General features: G+C 36.0%; 13 protein-coding genes and 1 pseudogene. 11 read left to right on the forward strand and 3 right to left on the reverse strand.

Annotation, left to right across the window (positions count from 1 at the left end):
* Positions 1–71 precede the first annotated feature (71 nt).
* From ACQ7EO_RS04960 to ACQ7EO_RS04970, 3 genes are all read left to right on the forward strand, one after another.
* Positions 72–8,714, forward strand: a complete 8,643-nt coding sequence (locus ACQ7EO_RS04960) for a hemagglutinin repeat-containing protein (protein ID WP_434279040.1) — start codon at positions 72–74, stop codon at positions 8,712–8,714.
* Positions 8,715–9,428 (forward strand): pentapeptide repeat-containing protein, encoded by a 714-nt coding sequence (locus tag ACQ7EO_RS04965; protein WP_434279041.1) that lies wholly within the window; start codon positions 8,715–8,717, stop codon positions 9,426–9,428.
* A 372-nt stretch (positions 9,429–9,800) separates the two neighbouring features.
* Complete coding sequence (locus ACQ7EO_RS04970; RefSeq protein WP_157762369.1) at positions 9,801–10,223, forward strand: hypothetical protein; 423 nt, start codon at positions 9,801–9,803, stop codon at positions 10,221–10,223.
* Positions 10,224–10,326: 103 nt separating this feature from the next.
* On the opposite strand, the pseudogene ACQ7EO_RS04975 reads toward ACQ7EO_RS04970, so the two are convergent.
* Positions 10,327–10,703 (reverse strand): annotated as a pseudogene (locus tag ACQ7EO_RS04975) (tyrosine-type recombinase/integrase); the annotation flags it as partial.
* On the opposite strand from ACQ7EO_RS04975, the gene ACQ7EO_RS04980 reads away from it, so the two are divergent.
* From ACQ7EO_RS04980 to ACQ7EO_RS05000, 5 genes are all read left to right on the forward strand, one after another.
* Complete coding sequence (locus ACQ7EO_RS04980) at positions 10,687–10,938, forward strand: SMI1/KNR4 family protein (RefSeq protein WP_434279042.1); 252 nt, start codon at positions 10,687–10,689, stop codon at positions 10,936–10,938. The pseudogene ACQ7EO_RS04975 and the gene ACQ7EO_RS04980 overlap by 17 nt on opposite strands.
* A gap of 122 nt (positions 10,939–11,060) precedes the next feature.
* Positions 11,061–11,510 carry a hypothetical protein gene (locus ACQ7EO_RS04985; protein WP_434279043.1) on the forward strand — a complete coding sequence of 150 codons (450 nt, stop codon included), beginning with the start codon at positions 11,061–11,063 and terminating at the stop codon, positions 11,508–11,510.
* The gene (locus ACQ7EO_RS04990) at positions 11,507–12,157 is read left to right on the forward strand and encodes a hypothetical protein (RefSeq protein ID WP_434279044.1); all 651 of its coding nucleotides are present in this window, start codon (positions 11,507–11,509) and stop codon (positions 12,155–12,157) included. Before ACQ7EO_RS04985 ends, ACQ7EO_RS04990 begins: the two co-directional genes overlap by 4 nt.
* A gap of 179 nt (positions 12,158–12,336) precedes the next feature.
* A complete protein-coding gene (locus tag ACQ7EO_RS04995) occupies positions 12,337–12,777 on the forward strand; it encodes a thioesterase (RefSeq protein WP_434279045.1) in 441 nt (146 codons plus the stop codon).
* Between the two features lie 183 nt (positions 12,778–12,960).
* The gene (locus ACQ7EO_RS05000; RefSeq protein ID WP_434279046.1) at positions 12,961–13,359 is read left to right on the forward strand and encodes a hypothetical protein; all 399 of its coding nucleotides are present in this window, start codon (positions 12,961–12,963) and stop codon (positions 13,357–13,359) included.
* Positions 13,360–13,523: 164 nt separating this feature from the next.
* On the opposite strand, the gene ACQ7EO_RS05005 is transcribed toward ACQ7EO_RS05000, so the two are convergent.
* Positions 13,524–13,931 carry a hypothetical protein gene (locus ACQ7EO_RS05005; protein WP_434279047.1) on the reverse strand — a complete coding sequence of 136 codons (408 nt, stop codon included), beginning with the start codon at positions 13,929–13,931 and terminating at the stop codon, positions 13,524–13,526.
* Positions 13,924–15,264, reverse strand: a complete 1,341-nt coding sequence (locus ACQ7EO_RS05010) for an MFS transporter (RefSeq protein ID WP_314341184.1) — start codon at positions 15,262–15,264, stop codon at positions 13,924–13,926. Before ACQ7EO_RS05010 ends, ACQ7EO_RS05005 begins: the two co-directional genes overlap by 8 nt.
* Before the next feature lie 100 nt (positions 15,265–15,364).
* Between ACQ7EO_RS05010 and ACQ7EO_RS05015 the strand changes: the two genes are divergently transcribed.
* The 3 genes from ACQ7EO_RS05015 to ACQ7EO_RS05025 all read left to right on the forward strand — a co-directional run bounded on the left by ACQ7EO_RS05015 (position 15,365) and on the right by ACQ7EO_RS05025 (position 17,944).
* Positions 15,365–16,258 carry a LysR family transcriptional regulator gene (locus ACQ7EO_RS05015; protein ID WP_434279048.1) on the forward strand — a complete coding sequence of 298 codons (894 nt, stop codon included), beginning with the start codon at positions 15,365–15,367 and terminating at the stop codon, positions 16,256–16,258.
* Positions 16,259–16,499: 241 nt separating this feature from the next.
* Positions 16,500–17,141, forward strand: coding sequence for a paraquat-inducible protein A (locus ACQ7EO_RS05020; protein WP_434279592.1), 642 nt, complete (start codon positions 16,500–16,502; stop codon positions 17,139–17,141).
* Positions 17,138–17,944 (forward strand): paraquat-inducible protein A, encoded by an 807-nt coding sequence (locus tag ACQ7EO_RS05025; RefSeq protein WP_434279049.1) that lies wholly within the window; start codon positions 17,138–17,140, stop codon positions 17,942–17,944. The genes ACQ7EO_RS05020 and ACQ7EO_RS05025 overlap by 4 nt, the downstream gene beginning before the upstream one ends.
* Positions 17,945–17,955: the final 11 nt, after the last annotated feature.

Below are 17,955 nucleotides of genomic sequence, written 5' to 3' on the forward strand. Positions count from 1 at the left end.
GACAATTCCGTCTTGAAAATCAACAAGGGCTAATCCAAGCTGGTCAAGGGATCAATATTGTCGCGAATGGTGTGAATAACGCTCAGGGGCAAATCAATAGTAAAAATTTACTACAACTCAATAGCCAAGGGCAGCTACTGGATAACAGTCAGGGAACGTTAAGTTCTGAAAGTATTAAAATTGACTCTGGACGATTAAACAATAATCAAGGGTTGATTCAGGCTCAGCATAACATCCAGATTGATACTCACAATCAGGATCTTGTAAACACCAATAGTGGTCAACAAGGAGGCATACTGAGTCAAGGTGATATACAGCTAAGTAATGTTAAAACGTTGAATAATTCACAGGGATATCTTGCAAGTGCTAAAGAGCTAGGTATCCAAGTCAATCAAGTATTGAATCAACAAGGCACAATACTCGCAGGGAAACAATTAAATATTTGGGGAACAGGACAAAACCAACTACTGGATAATCAGTCTGGACAATTGTTGTCTATGGGGGGAATGACACTCAATATTGATCGAATTAATAACAATGGTAAGTTAAAGCCAAGTGATGCTGATAGTCATATCATGGCAGTAGGTGACTTAAATATCACCACACAACAATTGGATAATCAAAATACACTGACAATCAGTCCAACTGACACATCAATTCAGGGGATTGATGCAAATAATTTAAATATCACGACCAATATTTTAAATAACCAAACAGGTGCTATCCGCAGTAGTGGTAACCAAAATCTGAATATTCGTCAAATATTGAATAATCAATCAGGTCAAATCAGCAGTGAAAAACAACTGATCATCGTGGGCGATCAACTAGAAATTAATAACTTAAAAGGGCAAATTTTATCAGGCACTGGACTGAATTTGACAGCGAAATCCCTTTCAGGGAATGGCAAAGTTTTAAGTTTGGGTGATGCTCAAGTGAACTTAAAAGAGAGCTATACTCATGGTGTAGGTGCTCAATTACAGGCCAATCAAAACTTAAGCCTGATTACTCAAGGCAATATCATTAATTATGGAACGATCAATTCAGGTAATCGACTGGATATAAATGCCGTCAATATTGGCAATATGGTTGATGCTAAAATTGAAAGCCATGAAACCCGATTGACTGCACAAAATGAGTTGAATAATACCGGATTGATCAATGGTGATTATACTCGCCTACAAGCGAATACACTCAACAATCAAGGTACTGGACGTATTTATGGAACAACGCTTGCGATCAATGCAAATACTTTAAATAATCAACCTAATAGTGCTGGTGTTGCTCCAGTGATTGCTTCACGTGGTGATATGTATTTGGGTGTTCAGGTTTTGAATAACTTGGCAAACACAGCTGACTATGCAAGCCAATCATTGATTTTTAGTGCTGGTAACTTATATCTCGGTGGTGGATTAGATGCCAATGACAAGACTGTCGGGCAAGCCTTAGTGATCAATAATGAAAGTGCGACGATTGAATCGTTAGGCAATATGCGTTTGTCAGCGAAGCAAATCAACAATATTAATAAGAACTTTAAGACCCAACTGGTTGAAATTGAGCGCAAGGATAATCTTGAAAAATTTTATCAGGGTGATTGGAAAACATTTGATGGGGTACTTATTGCAAGAAAAGATAAAAAGGAAGATTGGGCCAAATATACTTATAGCCAAGTGACTTCTGAGACGCGAGTCATAGAATCCGCGCCTGGTCAAATTAAAGCGGGTAGTGCTTTAAATCTTGATGGTGCTCAAGTGCTGAATGATAAAAGCCAAATCTTGGCAGGTGGCGTATTGTCTAATTTAGGCGGGAGTATCACATCTGGTGATCTTGAGGATACTAAAGGGATTAGAAAGGTTGTGGCAACTGGTACACAGCGTTTATCTGAAATTGTGTACAACAGTTGGGGGAAGAAGAAGCGTAAAACCAAAAATAAATCTTTTACAAATACCCAAACAGAAACATTTGATTTAGCGGTCAGTCAAGCTTTGGGCAACCAGAAGTTTAACCAAAATAAAATTGTGACAACATTGGTGTCTAACAATCAAAGTGGAGATAACACTCAATCAAGTCAAACTCAGCAAACCAATCTAAATGGATTAAAAGATACCAATAATTCGACACAGGTTAAGCAAACTCAAAACTCTCAAGGAGAGAATTTAACTGTAAAAGAAGCTGGGAATGTATTGAACAGCATACAGTCTCAAACAGGACAGAAGAACCAGCCGTTGCTACAATCAAAAGATTTGGATTTAAATGTTTCAGGGTCACAAGTCACGGTATCAAAGGTTGAACAAGCCAATGCTCAAAATCTGACTACTGGTCAGGCATCTGATCTTACCAACAGTATCCAGACTCAGAAGGGTCAAGGGGCTCAAGCTTCATTACAATCAAAAGATTTGGATGTAAGCGCTTCAGGGGCAAATATTAATGTATCGCAAGCAGAGCAGGCCAATGGCAAAAATTTAACAACAGGTCATACAGCTGATTTATCAAATACAACCCAGACACAAACAGGTCAATTCAATCAGCCATCACAACAATCAAAAGATTTAAATGCAAATCTGCTTGATGAAAATGTAAGTTTATCAAAAGCAGGACAAGTGAATGACCAAAACCAACAGCTTACTGATACAAAGCAAGTCGATAATAGTAGTCAAGTGAATGGCTTACAGCAGAATTCATCTTCATTACAGTCTAAAGATTTAAATATTTCTGTAGGGCAAACATCGCAAAAACAAGGTGATACTGCTGGTCAAGCACAAGCCAATAATTTTACTCAACAGGCCAATGCACCTAGTGAAACCGATGAATCAACACAATATGAAATACGAACGCTTAATTCAAGTGAGCTAAAAGTTCCAAATAGTGCTCTATATCGTGTCAATGCAAACAGTAAAGCTGGATATTTAGTTGAAACAGATCCGAGCTTTACCAATTATAAAACTTGGTTATCCTCTGACTATATGTTGGATGCACTTGGGCTGGATCCTGCTTTGCAACAAAAGCGTCTAGCTGATGGTCTTTATGAACAACGTTTGGTGCAAGATCAGATTGCGAACCTAACTGGTTATCGCTTCCTAGAAGGTTATGCCAATGATGATGAGCAATATAAAGCACTCATGAATAATGGGGTAAGTTTCGCCAAGTTGTATGGTCTTCGCCCTGGAATAGCATTAACTGCTGCTCAAACAGCACAGTTGACCAGTGATATTGTTTGGCTCGTTGAACAAACTGTGATCTTACCAAATGGCACAAAGGCTCAAGCCCTTGTTCCACAAGTATACGTTAAAGCAAGAGTGGGTGACTTAAAAGGAGATGGTACCTTACTTTCTGGTGATGCGATTCAGTTTAAGTTAGATGGTGATTTGATCAATGGCGCTACGATTGCGGGTCGCCAAGCAGTACAAATTACTGCTGATAATGTCCAAAATTTAAATGGACGGATTCATGGTAATCAAGTTGCTATCGAAACCAAAAAAGATTTGAACAACATCGGTGGTCAAATTAGTGCCAAAGAATCTATGGCATTGAAAGTTGGCGGGAATTTGAATATTGAATCAACAACGCTTTCAACGGAATCGAAAATTGGTGGTTTTAGTTCATCACAAACTAGTATTGATCGTGTGGCGGGAATTTATGTTGGTTCAGGCAGTCAGAAAAAGCTTGATCCAAGCCAAACTACTTTGCTTATAGATGTCGCGGGGAATACCAACTTAAAAGCTGCTCAAATCAATAATAGTAATGGCACGACCATCCTTAATACATTGGGCAATCTTGATATTGGAACAGTAACTACAAGTCAAACAGAACAATTGAAAATTGATTCAAAAAATGGTTACCAGTATAAAAAGCAACAGGACATAGGCAGTCAAATCAATAGTGAAGGTTCGTTGGTATTGAATGGGCAAAATATTAACATTCAGGGTTCAGCACTTAATAGTGAGCAAGGTATAACTCAAGTGACTGCTAAAGATTTTATTCATATCGAAGAAGGACGTAAAATCAGTGATATGGAGAGTCAATGGTTTAATAAGAGTAGAGGCTTGTTAGGAAGTAAACAACAAAGTAGTTATATACATGATAAAAGCGACGAGGCTCTTGTCAGTACGATCACTGGTAAGAGTGTTATTTTAAACGCAAATAATATCGATATTCGTGGTAGTCAAATTGTTTCAAATGATCTTACACAAATCCAAGCAAAAAATAATATCAATATTATTGCAGCTGAAAACTATTATTTGAACGAATCACAGGAGATCAAGAAAAAATCTGGATTTACTGCAAGTCTTTCAGGTGGTGTAGCAAGTGTTGGTTATGGTAAGTCAAGTTTAAAAACTGAGCAGAAAAATCAATCAACTGCTTTAGTTCAAAGCCAAATCATCAGTACCCAAGGAAATACCAATATTCTAGCAGGTAAGGATTTGACATCAGAAGCAGCGATTCTGGGTGCAGGCAAAGATTTAAATTTACAAGGCGTGAATGTTAATCTAAATGCTGGCTATGAAAGTAATACGCTACATTCACTAATACAAAGTAAAAATTCAGGTGTTTCAGTTGGCTTAACTTATTCACCAATGGCAGCAGTTGTATCGACCTATAAAAAGAATGCAGGTAGCGACCAATTTTCTGACAGTGCTGTGGGTCAACTTATGTCAAGAGCTGAAGCATTAAACAAAGCAGCTCAGGCAGCAATAACGCCTGTTGTTGTCACTGCAGGCAGCCATAAATCGAGTCAGACCAGTGATTACAATAACACTCAAGCAGTTGTTACCCAAGCAATAGCGAAAGGTAATTTAAATATTATTGCTACAGATGGCAGTATAAACAGCCAAGGTGCGCAACTTGCCGCAGAAGGAAATGCACTATTACATGCGAAAGACAGCATAAACTTGGACTATGTGACCGATCATGAAGCCCAGACAGCAAATAGCAAACAAAGCGGCTTTAGTATAGACAATCGTGATAAATCTGCGCCTGCAGGTGTTTATAACAATAAAGACAAAGGTCAAGGAAATGTAGATAAGGTTACAGGTACACAACTTTCTGTGGGTGGAAAAACTACATTACAAACAGAAAAAGGTGACATCAATATCCTTGGCAGTTCAGTCGCTTCACAAGGTGATGTGAAGATCAATGCTGCGAATGATGTCAATATTAAATCAGCACAGAGTAGTCAAAGCCAAAGTCAAAGCAGTTCAAATAAAGGCATTGGTAGTGCTCAGATTTCAGATACTGAACAATTTTATGGCTATATGAAGGGTAAAAACCAAAGCAATAGTCAAAGTATTGAACAGCAACGTAGCCAAGTCGGAAGTTTAGAGGGCAATGTCAATATTCAGGCAGGCAATAACTATAATCAGCAAGTTGCAGATATTGTTGCCAATAAAGATATCAATATTACTGCGAAACAAATTAGTGTATTGGATGATTACAATACTGGAAGCTCAGACAGTTCATCGAAAGATTTAAAAGTCGGTGTATTTAAACGGATAAGTTCACCAATTTTAGATTTGCTGGGTTCGGCAGACAAAGCCACTAAAGGCAATGCCGCAGATGATCGTACCCAAGCTTTACAGGGATTGGCAGCGGGTGCGCAAGCCTATCAAAGTTATAGTGACATCAAAGGCGGTTCTGTTGCTAAAGCTGAGGCTGGTATAGGTTTTAGTACCAGTAAAAATCAACAAAGCAATAGCTATGTGACTTCACAACAGAACCAGATCAGTGCGGGTGGTAACGTCAATCTCACCAGTACAGCAGGTGATATTCATTTACAGAATACTCAAGTCAAAGCGAAAGAAACAATAAGCTTAGATTCGGCTAAAAATATTCTTTTAGAATCAGGACAAAGCCAAGAAAAGGCACAGGGTAAAAATAGTAATGCTGGTTTAAGTGTCGGTGTAGGTGCATCGGTAGGAGCACAGACAGGTGCGTATATCTATGCTGAGGCAGGCTACGGTAAAGGTAGTAATCAGCTTGATCGCAACACGCATACTCAAACGACATTAGAAGCTAATAAAGTGAGTTTGACGAGTAAGGGGGATACAACTTTGGCTGGCGCTAAAGCCACAGCAAATCGTATTGATGCGGATGTGGGGGGCAAGCTCAGTATCATCAGTCAACAAGACCAAGTTGAACAAAAGATAGATCAAAGTGGTGCAGGAGCACGTGTCCAAGCTTCATTGGGTACAGCATGGCAAGCGTCTGGAAATCTATCCAACAGTAGCGCAAACGCTTCATCCAATAGTGTGAATCAGCAAGCAGGCTTATTTGCTGGTGATGGTGGTTACCATGTCAAAGCCGATCAAGTTGATCTCAAAGGTGGTGCAATTGTTTCTACCTCGAAGAAAGAAAATAATGATTTAACTGCAAATCGTTTGACGTTTAGCGATATCAACAATAAGAGCAGTTATGATGCGACTTCGGTGAGTTTATCTGGTGGAACAAGCTTTAATAAAGACAAGCCAACAGGTGATGGAAAAGCATCGAATCCGACCAATAATGAAAACTGGCGTAATGCAACAAGTTTTAGTCCAAGTCTACCACAGCATGAATCAGACAAAGACAGTAGTGTCACTCGTTCAACCTTAAGCGAAGGTAATATCACGATTGGTGGTCAAGCAACAACGACTACAGCGTTAGGGATCCATAGTGATGCCAGTACAGCACATCGAAGTGTAGACACCTTACCAAATCTACAAGAGATATTAGACAAGCAAAAAACCGTAGCAGATGCGACTTCAACCATTGCGGCAGCATCAAGAACCTATAGTCAAAATCAGCAAAAACAAGCGGAAGCAGAGAAGAAAAACACTGAACAAACAGCGATAGCAGAACTACAAACCAAAGGTGGTGAAGATTGGAATAAGTATCAAAACTCAGACAATGAAGCTCAGAAACAAGAACTTCTGAAAAATAATTCACCGAGTTACAAACAAGCTTCAGAAACAGCTCAAGATTGGGGCATGGGTGGAGATAAGAGTCGAGCAGTCAATGCAGTAGCCATGGCAGTTACAGGTGCATTGGGCGGTCAAACAGATTTACAAGTTGCAGCCAATGCCCTTGCACCATATGCAGCAAATATTATTGGAAAAGAGTTAGGTCATGGAGAGGACAAAAACAAAGCTGCTCAGTTGGCTGCCCATGCGATATTGGGAGCAGCACTTGCCTATGTAAATGGCGGTAACCCAGCAGCAGGGGGCAGTGCAGCAGTTGCAAGTGAAGCAGCAGCGGATTATCTCACCAATCAATACAAAGACAAAAAAGAATATCAAGATGTCAATGGAGAGTTCCAACCGAACCTTTTACCAGAAGATGTGAAGACTCAAATTCGAGATTTGACAGCAGCGATAGGAGCAGTGGTTGGTGGAACTGTTGGGGACTCCTCATTTAATGCACAGTTGAGTGGTGTGGTTGGACAGAATGCGGTGGAGAATAATGCATTGATTACAGAATCTCCAGATGGGAAAAGCCGACATTACACACCAGAAGACAATAAATTTAATTTATTGCAATATTTGGTTGCGACAGGGCAATTAACACTTGACCAAGTACCAGATAGCATTTTTGAAGATATGGCAAACAGGGGGTATACTTCTTTGACTGATGGAGATAAAGCCCCAAATAATTCATCTGAAGAGGAAAAATATAGACAGAATTTCATAGAAGGAATAAAAGACGAACAAATCATAAGTGAACAAAAATTTTTAGAACTTATGAATAAAAACCCTGAAATGTGGGCTGAAGTAAAAGAAGCAATTGAAACTAAACAATTCTGGGAAGGTGTTAAAGAACCAGTTTTTAAATATGTATTACCTGGGCTTCAATTGGGAGGTGGTGTAGTACAAACTATTGGTGCAGGTGCTATTGATGTAGTGGGCTGTGCCACAATAGTGGCTTGTGGTGTAGCAGTAGGTGGTTCAAGTTTACTCATTATCAATGGTCTTGATGATATAAGAACAGGCTGGAATAATTTTGGTGGGCTACCAGAAGGTCAAACTGTTTCATCCACATTAACATCATTAGGTGTTTCGGAAGGTACAGCTGGCTGGGTTAAACTAGGAGTAGGTGGTGCCAGTATTGGTGCAGAAGCAATAGCTATAAATCAAGGTTTGAAAGCAACAACTAATACTTTTGATAATGTTACAAATACTTCAAATCAGCCTGTTATCTCTGAAAAAGTTTTACCTGGAAAAACAAAAGAATTAATCAGTGGTTCTGATAAAGCTTTATTAAATGGTGAAGTAGTTTATCCACAGATATACAAAGAACTTTATCATGGTGCAGATGCAAAATCGTTAAATTTACCAGATAATTTATCTTCAGAGCAATTGGCATCGTATATACAAAAAAATGGTCTAAATGCAAGAGGGACAAATATTGAATTAATGTCTCATCAAGCAGGAAATAGAGATACTGCATTTAGAGGTACGACGACTAGTGTTATTTCTCAAGGAGGTGATGCAGGAGCGGCATATTGGGCAGGACCAAATGGAATTGTTGTAGAGTTAAAGAATGTCAAAGGTTATGATCTAGATGCCCTTCAGTCGACCTCTTCAAAAGGTATTGGTATTAGTGGTATGGTTCAAAAAAATACTTTGGGTGGCGAATTAGAAATTTCTGTACCAGCTCAAATTGATCCTTCACAAATTAATAGAATTGGTATTGTAAAAACAACACCGAATGGTAAAACGTATGTAGACTTTGATTGGGGGGAATAAATGAAAACTGAAAATAAGTGGGACAAAGAAGTTGATTATGTTTTTTTAAAAAAATGGATTAAAAGTCACTTGCAGTGGGATGAGAATTTAGGAATTGATAAAGCTCTATATGAGAAGTTACCAAAAGTAATAATGCAAGAAGATAAGTCAGAGTTAATAGATCTATCTTTTATAGATTTAAGTAATTTAAGCTTTGGAAAAGTGTGGATGGGACATTATTTATCCCATGCAAATTTATCGTGTTCAAAATTTTTAAGGACGCACTTTCATCATGCTGTAGCAATTGATACTAATTTTTCGGGATCTTTTTTTGAAAGAGTACAATTTATACCATTCTTTTCTCCAAATTCAAATTTTGAAAACTGTTATTTTAAAGATTGTTTAGCATTTGGTAATGGTGGAAATCCAAGAAATAGTTATTCTTATAATAATTTTAACAGTTGTAACTTTAAAAATACAAACATCATTGGTTGTGATTTTTCGAAATCTAGTTTTAAAGCTTCAAATTTCGAAAATGCAGAAATAAAAGATTCAAAATTTGAAGGAGCAATATTTTTAAATGCTAACTTGAAAAATGCTCTATTTGATAATTGCTCATTCTCTAGCTTGGAATATGATGGAATAAGTGATTTTATAACAAATTTGGATTTCTCTTGCTCCGATGGTGTTAAATTTATTAATTGTAATTTTCAAGGAGTTAATATTAATTTTTAGTGTAATTAATAAAGTAAAAACTATCTAAATAGTGTTAATTTATTATTGCAGAAAGTAGATTGATTGAAGTTTTACTGTAGATGGGCTTTATTACATAAAGATTACTTAAGTGTCTGATTTAAAAGGTTTTGAGTGTTTTTTGATTTAAAATTAAGTGTATTAAAATCAAATACTTATATATTTATGGAACAAAGCCTTTTTATATTCCAGAAAATGTAGATTATACAGAAGTATCAGCTGACTTGGATTTAGAAGATATACCTGTTGCAAGAGTTCAAGGCGTAATAGATTTACTTAAAAGTTCTGATAAATATATAGTTTTCAGGCAGCTAAGTTGTTGACTTTTGGGGGGGTGATGTTGGTTTTTCCAAGTTGGTTAAATTATTAGAAGAAGATCATATTAGTGGTTTTATTAATAATAGACTATATGGTTATGATGAAACATTAAAGCATGCGTTAGATGCTTTAATTAGTTACTGGGCTGTTAAATCTGACCAAGGGGAAGGGGATAGAGATGTAGCAAGAGCGAAAATATTCCCTTATATTTTGAAAATTATAGATGCTTCTAATGATCAATCTTTTCAAATAAGCTCATTATTCTGGATCATTATTAAATATAATTATTCCGAGTACATTATGCCATTAAAGGTACATCTAGAAAAAATAATAGATTACCCCGAAATACATGGTTGGAAAATACATGATGTTATTGAATTACTATTAAAGATTGATCCTGAATTTGTAAACGAACTTTTGTTGAAAAAAAGGAAAACATTGCAAGAGTTTAACTTTTAGAGCGTGTAAATTATTTTGTGTAAGTTGATTTTTAAGTTTTCTGATTATTAATAAATGGATTGATACTTCTACCTTAAATGTAGAAGCATCAAATTCATGCCATTTATACTTTACAAAACTCAGCCCAATCAGCAATCAAAGCCTTACGTTTCTCAAGATAAGCACCATGTAAGTAAGCTGCTTCAACCTCATCAGGTAGTTTATGGGCGAGTACATGTTCACAGATTTCACGGGGTAATCTGTTTTATCGGCTGACGAATCGTGGAATGTTGAACGGAACCATGTGTTGTAATCACACGATTTTTTTTGGGTTAATGTTAAGCCATTTTCTTTAAGCTTTTGTTCATGCATTCTCATAATCAAAGCAGTTGAAGGCATATTAGAAATTATGTCACTACCACGAGGTGCAGGGAAAATATAGACTTGGGTTTGAGTATCAGCCTGAATTGATTCAAGTAATGAAATGGCATGTTCTGATAATATTTATAAATTTCAAGATAATGATGGTTTAGGGTATGATAAAGTAATTGTATTTGGTGTTAATGGGCGAGGTGATTATATAGCCTTTGATTATCGCCAAAACCATACGACTGATGATTCACTAGTGGTAATTATGTATCATGATGATTTTATAGAAGAAAATGGTAAATCTAAAATGAGAGTTGTCAAGGTGGCAGATACTTTTGATGAGTTTTTAAAACTACTGCATGATTAGTAGGTATTTATTAAATAAAAGAGCTTTTATTCATGTAACAGATTTTTATTTAACTTAATATGGAAATAAAAATAATTTTAGGTTTGGAGTATTGTATTAATTATTAAGATAGCTGGTTGGAAATGAAAAAAATTGGAAACAATCAAATTTTTTTAGAATTTGATGAAGAGTTTAAAAAATCGAAATTAATACCATTGAGATTATGTATTGGTGGAGAATACTTGGGTACTTTAGATTCACCAACTTATGTTACTAGTTTTATTAATTCTTTGAGAAAATTATTGACGGATAGTTATTATTACAGTGAGTTTGTTAATGATGAAAACTATAAATGTTTTTTTTACTCTGAAGGGGTAATTTCTGATTATTACAGGATTGTATTAGAAGAAACATTTGATGATTTTTGTAAGAGGACTGCAAGGAATAATGATACAATTTATTTCACATGGTTTTTATATGAAGATCATTTTTTTGAATATAAAGATAATATTGAAAATAAGTTGGTTTTTTCTAAATGCAAATGTTCGGATTTACTTAATTTAATAAATAGTTTTCTTGAGGAAATAAATTGATTAGTAAAGAAAAACTTGTTGAAGTATTAATGAATAATTATCCAGAAGTTGTTGGGGTATGTAGTGAGAGAGTGGATCACTTAATTAAAGAAAATAATATTCCTTTGAGACCAGAGCATAGAAGCTTTTTTGTTTTATATGGTAATACTACTTCATTAATAACTAGTATGTTTGCTGATTGTACGTTTGATAGATTTGAACAATATTATTTAGCTCAACCTCCATTTGAAGAAATTCATGATGAAGAAAAGGTTTCGTCTGGAACAATTTATTTTGGCCATGATTTTAATGATGAATTTTTATGTATTGAAAATAATACAGGAGAAATTTATGTTTATGGCTTCCAAGAAAAAGAAGCACCAGCATATTATGAGAATATTGATAGTTTTCTAATTTATTGTTTTTTTTGGCTTAATGATAAGGATCACTTTTTTGAAATTGTTAAAAAAGATATTGTTGTTGAAAATATTGAACAATTTAAATTAGATAATGAAGCTTTTAAAATAAAAAAACTTAAATTTAAGGGCATTAATTATTACTACTATTGTGGTGTATTAATTGAATTTAATGCAGAAACAGGAAGTTATAATTTATATAAAGGTGGAATATTAAATTGTTTGACTGATCTTGTATTTGGGAATGGTTAATAAATATGAGGTAATGAATTTATTATGAAATGCCTTGATAATACAGGGGGTGATCAAGATGGAATTTAGTTATTCTTAAGTAAAAATAACTTAAAAATAGGACCTGAATATTGAAAATTTATGATGAGATTTGAAAATCTTGGAGATTGAATTGGAAAATATATTGAAAGATAAGTAATATGGGACATTCTGCTTGGGTTGTTGAAGAGCAAAAAAATAATCAATATGATTTTTATTTAGAAATTTTAAATCTTAATAAAATTGTTACTGAGAATGGTATGGTATTAGATTTAGCAGATTTTATTTCTAATGCTGAAATTGTAAATATTCAGAGTGAAATTGATATATATGTACATGGTGAAACATATATCGATGAAAATGGTGAAGAAAGTGTTGAAACTTTGGAAATTTTTTTTACTAATCTAAGTGTTGATAGTGATTTTTATATGGATGCTGATAAAGAATTTGTTAAGTTAATTAAAAGTGTAGAAGAAAATTTTTATAAACGTCAGTTTTATATTCATGATATTAATTGGTGTGTTGATAAAGCATTTAGAATAATTTTGAGCTATATGAGGTCGAAAAAAATCAAAATCCATTGTTCTTTTCAGAATCAATAGTCGGTTTTTTAACACTAAGTGACTTAGAACGCTTATATGAATATTATGGTGGAAATTATATTAAAATTAAACCAGATATTTGGTGCGGTGTGGCTTGGGAGAAAATGTTGGAAATGAGAAGGTCTTAATTTTTTAGGATGAATATTTACAAAAATAAGGTTTTTGATTTATTAAAGAGATTTTATGATGCAGTATATGATTGAGTGGTTAAGAAACAATCGAAATGATATCTTACAAAAATATCCAGAAGCAGACCCTGAATTGTCTTTCTTTATGGACTATTTTGTTACATGTACTGGAGGGTATACTTTTATTGATATCCTTAAAAATGCTATTCGAAGTGAAGGTTATAGCCTCCAAGAGACATCAACTTATTTACTCATGAATAGTGTTGTGGATGAAGGACATGTGTTTGATTCAGCAGAATTTTATTTTTATGATGAACTTGATGGTAAAGTGCCATTTGAAGTTTTTGCCTCGGTTTTGGAATTAATAGCATTAGCATATGCTGAATATAATCCAGAGGATAATGAACAGATTATTGATCTTATACCACGCCTTAAACGAGTTTATGGTATTTAATTAGAAGCCTATCCATGCTTTTAAAAAGAAATGACTTTTATTTTTTAAAGTTAATTCATAATCATAATTACAAAGATAAAGCTAATTTTGATTCTATTGCTATTAATTGCAAGAACAATGAATAGCAATTTAGACTTTTTGTATAAATAAACTCTTCACACAATTTAACTCGATGAGGCTAAATTGACCAATGTTTCATGTAGATAAACCCAATAACATTGACCTGATTCAACTTTGATACAAGCCGTCGATATGCGTAATGTATCAGGTTCATGGCTTTGTTGATGTTCTTGATATTGAATCCAGCAGTAGTTGTCTGCTTCAAATAAAGCACGCGTATTCAAGATTTTAATTTTTAACGCAGGTTTATTACCTACATTTTGACTAAACAAGGCATTTATTTCGGGTAAACCAATGACATTGCCTTGCGTCGTAATCATTTTAAAATTTGGATCAAAACTGGCTAAGAGTTGATTTAGGCTTTCTTTTGCATTTTGACCTGTAAATACGTTTTCAATCAAAATATGTAAATCGATGACATGTTGTAATGCATTGTCCATAGGATTAGACATGGGTTTTCTCCTTAAAAATGGAAATTAATGATAAAAGGCAGAGCACAGCTGCAATCAAAAACGTATGCTGATAACGTATTAAGTCATTTGCAGCAGGCAACAGACTAAAGATTGAAATAAGAAGAACTGTACCTAAACTAAAAGCGACTTGTCGATTAATGTTCCACAGCACACTGCCTTGTAATAAGTCTTGGCCGTTAAAATCGATAAGGGCACTGATTTGGGCAGTATTGGCACTTAGACCACCACCCATTCCCATCAGTAGATAAGCAACAATTAAGGTACTTAAATCATTGGCATTTGAAACCCAGAACAACAGTGAAATTCCTAAACTATGTAGCGTAATACCGATTATAAAGAGCTGCTTTTTACCGAAATGGCGATAGAGAAGCCCACCACTGGTCATCGATACCAATGCACCCACTGCATAGAGCAGCATAAATAAGCCAGTCTGTTTTGCATTAAACCCAAGGTTACGTTGTAAATTAAAGATATTCAGTAAATTCACACCAGTAAAAATACCGGGTACTGCGTAATAAACGATAAATGCATTGCGTAAATTATAATTTTTTAACAATTGCAAATTAAGAATCGGATGAGCAGATCCTTTCGCGTATTTGAGGTAAATCAGAAGCATTGTGACGGAAAGCAGAAAGCTACTGATCGCGAGTACAACACTATGGTAATCATTAAATAATGAGAAAGAGAGTAACAAACACAACAAGCTGACATTGACCATAAACAGTCCTAAAAAGTCAGGTTTCCCAGACGTTTTAGCTTGAGTTTCTTTGATCCATCGCCACGCTAAAAAAGCAGTGATCATGGTAAAGGGGATATTGGCGAAAAACACCCAACGCCAAGACAAAGCATCAATAATTATGCCGCCAATCGTTGGTGAAAAGGCGGGTGCAATTAATGCGATTGCCATGATCATTGTGGAGATACGTTGCCGTTCATGGTTTGGAAATAGTGCAAATACCAATGCTTGACCGACAGGGATTAATAATCCGCCAGCCACACCCTGAACAAATCTCCAAAAAATTAAACTATGGATTGATTCACTCATGCCAATCAACCAAACGCTGACGGAAAAGAGCAGCATTGAATAACACAGCAATTTCCGATCACCCAATACGCTTGCTAACCATAAGCTCATGGGCATGATTAAAACCAAACCTAAAATATAAGCATTGCTTACCCATGCAACCATCGATGGGCTGACTGAGAAAGCTGTTGCTATATCGGGTAAGGCAATTGCAGACATGAAAATATTGATGCAATCAATAAAAAACCCAAGTAAAAACACTGTTGCTATTTTATAGCGATATGACATAGCGACCTCCAAGATGCAGGAGGGTACGATTCAGGCCTTTTATTGTCGATGCATGCGAAGTAAAATCATTGTTTAATAATTTCAAACAATCAGTGTGATTATGCAAAAAAACCTAAAACAGATTATCAGTTTTCTGCAAGTGGTTGATTCAGGATCATTTACCAAGGCAGCAGAGATTTTGGGTTTAAGTCGATCGATGGTGAGTATTGATATCAAGCATTTAGAACAGCATTTAAATGTGAGTTTGCTGATTCGTAATACGCGTAATATCGCACTGACTGAAATAGGCAAAAGCTTTTATGAGGATTTCAAACACATTCAATTGCAAATCGAAGAAGCTTTTGAGCGCAGTCAAAACTTAGCCACAAGTGTCACAGGGATATTGCGTTTTTCATCGACCAATGAATTTGGACGGAAATTCATTTTACCTTTGCTGGGTGAGTTTTGCCGCCAATATCCTCAATTACAACTACAATATTCATTTAATTCTTCCTTAGATGATTTAGTCACTGAAAAATTAGATTTGGTCATTCGGTTGGGAAACTTAAAAGACTCATCGATGCGGACACGAAAAATTGCTGAATATCCGATTTATTTGGTTGCCAGCCCTGAATTTTTACAACGTTATCCAATCAATAACATTGCTGATTTAGCACATGTTCCTTGGATTGGTCATCGCTTATTGAATTGGCAGGATGCGCAATATGTTTTACAAAATGATCAAGGTGAAAAACATACATTGCCTTTTGTTAGAAGTCAGTATGAATCTAATTCGGCAGAAGCAATACATCAGATGACACTTGCATCATTGGGTGTTGCGATATCGCCAGCTTGGTTGGTCGATGAAGATATTCAGCAAAATCGTTTAACTCGGGTGTTAGCTGATTTTGATTTACCTGTACAAAATGTCCAATTGCTCTATCCGAATACGGGAACCTTGCCTGCAAAAACCCGTGTCTTTATCGATTTTTTGGTGCAACGACTGTGTCTTTAATCATGTCAAAATAGGCACTTGCTATTGCAAATAGATAAAATGCGTGGTCAATTGTTAGACTAGATTTCGCCAGATCAATTGTTTATATAAAACCAACAGGATATCATCAAAAAATATCACAACTCATCTGTATACATCCCAGTAAAATATAGCAAGATGAGCTTCGGTCTAAAAAGAATTTATAAAATGGTGTTGATGTTCTATGCGTGAGCCGTCCTCCTGTCCGTCAGTTTCTGCGCCTATGAATCAGCAAGCATTGATTCAAAATGGTGATATTGCACCGCAAACGCTGGTTGCCTGTGAGGAATGTGACACGCTCTATCATCGAATTCAGCTGACCCAAGGTGAGCGTGCTTATTGTCTCTGTTGTGGTGCTGAGCTTTATCGGCAAAGCAAGCCGTTTAGTGTCTTACTGGCAATGGTAACAACAGCGCTGATCGTATTTGTGATTGCCAATAGTTTTCCGATTGTTAAGGTGGAATTGCAGGGGAATGATTCCCAGACAACATTACTGGGTGCGGCATGGGCAATGTTTCATGCCGGGCAAGGGCCAGTAGGTGTGTTGATTCTTATCACGACTTTCGTGGTGCCTCTATTGGATTTATTGCTGCTGTTCTATGTCCTTTCATCAGTTCATTTTTTTAAAGTTCGGCCTAGTTATTTAGTTGCAGCATTTCGTACTCTGTTTTTATTTAGAACATGGGGAATGGTTGAAGTATTTTTGATCGGGGTATTGGTCACCTTGGTTAAACTGGTCGGGATGGTTGTGGTGATTCCGGGCGTTGCATTATGGGGATTCTCCATACTGAGTGTGTTGCTGGTTTATATTGCCTCAGTAAAAGTCAAAGATCTTTGGGATGAGATCGACAGGAGACTCTCATGAAAACTGAACAGTCTCAGGCTAATTTTTCAAAATACTCAGCGAATATCGACAATAAAAATTCGTTGCAATACCCAAGAGCCAAAGATTTGTCTTTGGTGCTTTGTCATTGCTGTGGAACACTCAATAAACAGGTTCCAGAGGTTGAAGAAAAACATGCTTCACATTGCTTGAAATGTCATAGTGTGCTGCATCAACGTAAACCAAAGAGCTTAGACAGAACCCTTGCTTTGGTGATTGCGGCGAGTATTTTATATATTCCAGCCAATGTACTTCCGATGACCGTCACAGATTCTTTGTTAGGCAGTCAGCAAGATACGATCATGAGTGGTGTGATCTATTTTTGGCAGAATGGGGATTATTTGGTATCTGCTGTTATTTTTATGGCCAGTATCTTTATTCCCATGTTAAAACTTTTAATTCTGTGTTTTCTGTTGATTGCAGTAAAAATGCAGTCTTCTAAACGATTGCATTTTTCACCTGAGCATTGCTCAATGCTTTATCGGATTGTCGAGTTTATCGGTCGATGGTCGATGATTGATGTTTTTGTGGTGGCTTTATTGACCGCCCTGATTCAGATTCAATCACTGGCAACTATTCTCGCTGGGCCGGGCGCGGTTGCTTTTGGTGCAGTCGTGGTTTTAACCATGTTTGCTTCACTGAGTTTTGACCCGCGTATTATTTGGGATAATTATTCTGCTGCCCAGAATACGCGCAACAAGAACGGGCTTTCCCTGCAAGGCTCAGATGTGATTCATGTGGATCATGCTCCCTTGAATCATGATTTATCTAATTCCAGTCAATAAAACAATGATGG

The sequence above is a fragment of the Acinetobacter sp. CE-15 genome (genome assembly GCF_051059255.1).
Taxonomy (GTDB): Bacteria; Pseudomonadota; Gammaproteobacteria; order Pseudomonadales; family Moraxellaceae; genus Acinetobacter; species Acinetobacter guillouiae.

Coding starts and splice junctions, on each gene's coding strand:
- ACQ7EO_RS04965 (WP_434279041.1), top strand. CDS start 8,715: ATGAAAACTGAAAATAAGTGGGACAAAGAAGTTGATTATGTTTTTTTA.
- ACQ7EO_RS04980 (WP_434279042.1), top strand. CDS start 10,687: ATGGCATGTTCTGATAATATTTATAAATTTCAAGATAATGATGGTTTA.
- ACQ7EO_RS04985 (WP_434279043.1), top strand. CDS start 11,061: ATGAAAAAAATTGGAAACAATCAAATTTTTTTAGAATTTGATGAAGAG.
- ACQ7EO_RS04995 (WP_434279045.1), top strand. CDS start 12,337: ATGGGACATTCTGCTTGGGTTGTTGAAGAGCAAAAAAATAATCAATAT.
- ACQ7EO_RS05000 (WP_434279046.1), top strand. CDS start 12,961: ATGATGCAGTATATGATTGAGTGGTTAAGAAACAATCGAAATGATATC.
- ACQ7EO_RS05005 (WP_434279047.1), bottom strand. CDS start 13,931: ATGTCTAATCCTATGGACAATGCATTACAACATGTCATCGATTTACAT.
- ACQ7EO_RS05010 (WP_314341184.1), bottom strand. CDS start 15,264: ATGTCATATCGCTATAAAATAGCAACAGTGTTTTTACTTGGGTTTTTT.
- ACQ7EO_RS05015 (WP_434279048.1), top strand. CDS start 15,365: ATGCAAAAAAACCTAAAACAGATTATCAGTTTTCTGCAAGTGGTTGAT.
- ACQ7EO_RS05020 (WP_434279592.1), top strand. CDS start 16,500: ATGAATCAGCAAGCATTGATTCAAAATGGTGATATTGCACCGCAAACG.
- ACQ7EO_RS05025 (WP_434279049.1), top strand. CDS start 17,138: ATGAAAACTGAACAGTCTCAGGCTAATTTTTCAAAATACTCAGCGAAT.